Source organism: Kitasatospora sp. NPDC023385 (assembly GCF_055664045.1).
In genome coordinates, this window is sequence record NZ_JBVOOL010000086.1 from 1 (window position 1) to 3020 (window position 3020).

Annotated in this window: 2 protein-coding genes and 1 pseudogene; all 3 read left to right on the forward strand. The window is 66.2% G+C overall.

Translation table 11 applies throughout. The annotated features are described in order from the left end of the window. The first annotated feature begins 181 nt into the window (after positions 1 to 181). Positions 182 to 757: a reverse transcriptase domain-containing protein gene (locus AC0B61_RS37080; protein WP_471746934.1), complete on the forward strand. Its 576-nt coding sequence runs from the start codon at positions 182 to 184 to the stop codon at positions 755 to 757. 2 nt (positions 758 to 759) lie between these two features. Further along, on the forward strand, positions 760 to 1461 hold the full coding sequence (locus AC0B61_RS37085) for a group II intron maturase-specific domain-containing protein (RefSeq protein ID WP_471746936.1): 702 nt from the start codon (positions 760 to 762) through the stop codon (positions 1459 to 1461). A gap of 580 nt (positions 1462 to 2041) precedes the next feature. Next, a pseudogene (locus AC0B61_RS37090) lies at positions 2042 to 2923 on the forward strand (reverse transcriptase/maturase family protein); the annotation flags it as partial. Positions 2924 to 3020 lie beyond the last annotated feature (97 nt).

Consider the following 3020-nt stretch of genomic DNA (forward strand, 5'->3'; position numbering starts at 1 on the left):
GCCGATCGGTCCGGGACGGGGCGGAGCCGCCGTAGTACTCCGAGGTCGGGAAAGCCGGCCGCATGGGGAAGGGCGGCAGCGGTTTCGAGAAGGGAGGGTCGCTGCAATGCCGGAAGACGCGTCGCCGAATGGCGATGCTCCTCGTTCTGGTCCGGCCGGGCCGGGAGCGAGGGTATCGGAGATGCAGGCCAAGCTTCACTGTTGGGCGGTGGCCGATCCCGGCCGCCGGTTCGATGACTTGTTCAACTTCGTGTGTGACCCGGCGACGTTGATCGTGGCGTTCGACCGGGTCGCGGGAAACCAGGGTGCGCGCACTGCTGGCGTGGACGGCTTGACGGTCGCCGACGTCGCGGAGCAGGTGGGTGTGCCCGGGTTCCTGGACGACCTGCGGGCCGGTCTCAAGGACGGCTTGTTCCGACCACTTCCGGTGCGGGAGCGCAAGATCCCGAAACCGGGCGGGTCGGGGAAGGTCCGCAAGCTCGGGATTCCGACGGTTGCGGATCGGGTCGTCCAGGCGGCGCTGAAACTGGTGCTGGAGCCGATCTTCGAGGCGGAGTTCTTGCCGTGCTCGTACGGTTTCCGGCCCAAGCGGCGTGCTCAGGACGCGATCGCTGAGATTCACCACTTCGGCTCCCGTGGCTACCGCTGGGTGCTGGATGCGGACATCGAGGCGTGCTTCGACTCGATCGACCACGACACCATGACCGGCACACCGCAGGGCGGCATCCTGTCTCCGCTGCTGGCCAACATCGCCTGAGCGTGCTCGACGAGCACGTGATGGGGCCGTGGAAGCCTGGCGGGGCAATGTCGACCCACGGCAAACGCGACTACCGGCGCGCCAAGGGGCGACCGACGTGGCGGCTGGTGCGCTACGCGGACGACTTCGTCGTCTTGGTGCACGGCTCGCGCGAGCACGTCGAAGCGCTGCGCGAAGATGTCGCCGTCGCGCTGGCCCCGCTCGGGTTGCGGCTGTCACCGGCCAAGACCCAAGTGGTCCACCTGGGCGACGGGTTCGACTTCCTGGGCTTCCGCATCCGGTGGAAGCGCAAGAGGGGGACGGACAAGTGGTACGTCTACACCTTCATCGCGGCCCGGCCCCTCCGGACCTTGAAGGCGAAGATCCGTGCCCTGACGCACAAGACATCGCAGCAGGACTTCGCGTCGGTTCTGACCAGACTCGGTCAGATCATGCGGGGATGGGCCAACTACTTCAAGTACGCCGTGGCCAAACACACCTTCAGCAAACTGGACGACTTCACCTGGTGGAGGCTCGTCCACATGCTGCGGGCGCGCCACGGCTGCAACTGGGGACAGGTCCGCCGACACCTCGCCGCCTCCGGGCGGCGGAGGATCGCGGCCGACGGGGTCGAGTACTTCCGGATCGAGGGTGTGACGGTCTCCCGCTACACCTACCGGGGCAACAAGATCCCGACCCCGTGGCCCCCTGCGAACCCCGCCTGACGGCAGGAACCGTGGAGAGCCCGGTGCGGCGAGAGTCGCACGCCGGGTGTGCGCCGTGAGGCGCTTCGTTGTATCCCCGACGCAGTCGGGAGGAACTCGGAGGGAGGTTCCTGGGTCACCTGACTCACCTGGACGCGAAAGCGCGAGGGGACAAGAGCATGTCAGGGAAGCGGTGGCCGCCCGGAGGTGTCCGGGGCGGGGCGCCGCGAGACCCGCGCGATATGGCCAAGGCTGGATTGCTTGAAGCCCAATCTCCAGCAGTGAAAGTGCGCACTCGTCGGAACGACACCTGAAACCGACGCCACGTCATGTCCGGTCATGAACCCGAGGACCGGACAACCTCCGTGACGTGGAGCATCGCCCAGCGAGGGCGGTCAAGGAGATGAGTGGGCGGCCTACGTCGTGCTCGATACGTACAGCGAAGACGTACCACGGGATCGCCTACGGGGCGCGAGCCCTATGGCGACGGAGTGCCCGTAGTGGTCGCAGGAGTGACGACCTGCCAGGGAGGACGGGAAAGCCGTCCGCAGGGCAAAGGGGCACAGGTGATCGAGATGTCCAGTGAAGGAAGGCATGCGTAATGCAGAGCGCCGAAGCGGTGCTGGACGTCATCCGTAAGCGCGGTGAGAGAGGACTGCCGGTCGAGAGGCTGTATCGGCAACTGTTCAACCCTCAGCTGTACTTGGTGGCCTACGGACGCATCTACGCCAACGCGGGTGCGATGACGCCCGGGACCACCGGGGAGACCGCGGATGGCATGTCGCTGGAGAAGGTCGGCAGCATCATCGACGCCTTGCGCGCCGAACGCTACCGATGGTCTCCGGTTAAGCGGGTCTACATCGAGAAGAAAGGGTCAACGAAGAAGCGCCCGCTGGGCTTGCCGACCTGGTCGGACAAGCTGGTCGCCGAGGTGGTGCGTCTGCTCCTTGAGGCGTACTACGACGTCCAGTTCTCCGACCGCTCCCACGGGTTCCGGCCCGGACGTGGCTGTCACACCGCGCTCAGCGAGGTCGTGGAAGTCTGGAAGGGAACCCACTGGTTCGTCGAGGGGGACATCTCCGACTGCTTCGGCAGCCTCGATCACGAGGTGATGCTGTCGACGCTGGCGGAGAAGATCCACGACGGCCGGTTTCTACGGCTGATCAGCCACATGCTCAAGGTCGGATACCTGGAGGACTGGCGCTGGCACGCCACGCTCAGCGGCGCGCCGCAGGGCGGGGTAGCCTCGCCGATCCTCTCGAACATCTACCTCGACCGGCTGGACCAGTTCATCGAACAGTCTCTGCTGCCCGAGTACAACAAGGGCCTGCGACGGCAGCCCAACCGGGCGTATCAGGTCATCGGTTACGCGATCGAGAAGGCCAAACGGCATGGCGACCGGGAGGCGGTGCAGGCGCTTCGGCTCCGGCGTCGCTCCCTGCCGAGCCAGGACCCGAACGATCCGGACTACCGGCGACTGCGCTAGTACTGAAGTTGAATCCGTGATGTCGCTCGGATGGGTGAAGCAGTAGCGTTCGCCTGCCCGCGGAGGGTCGGCCCCGGTAGTCGTGTGCTGTGAG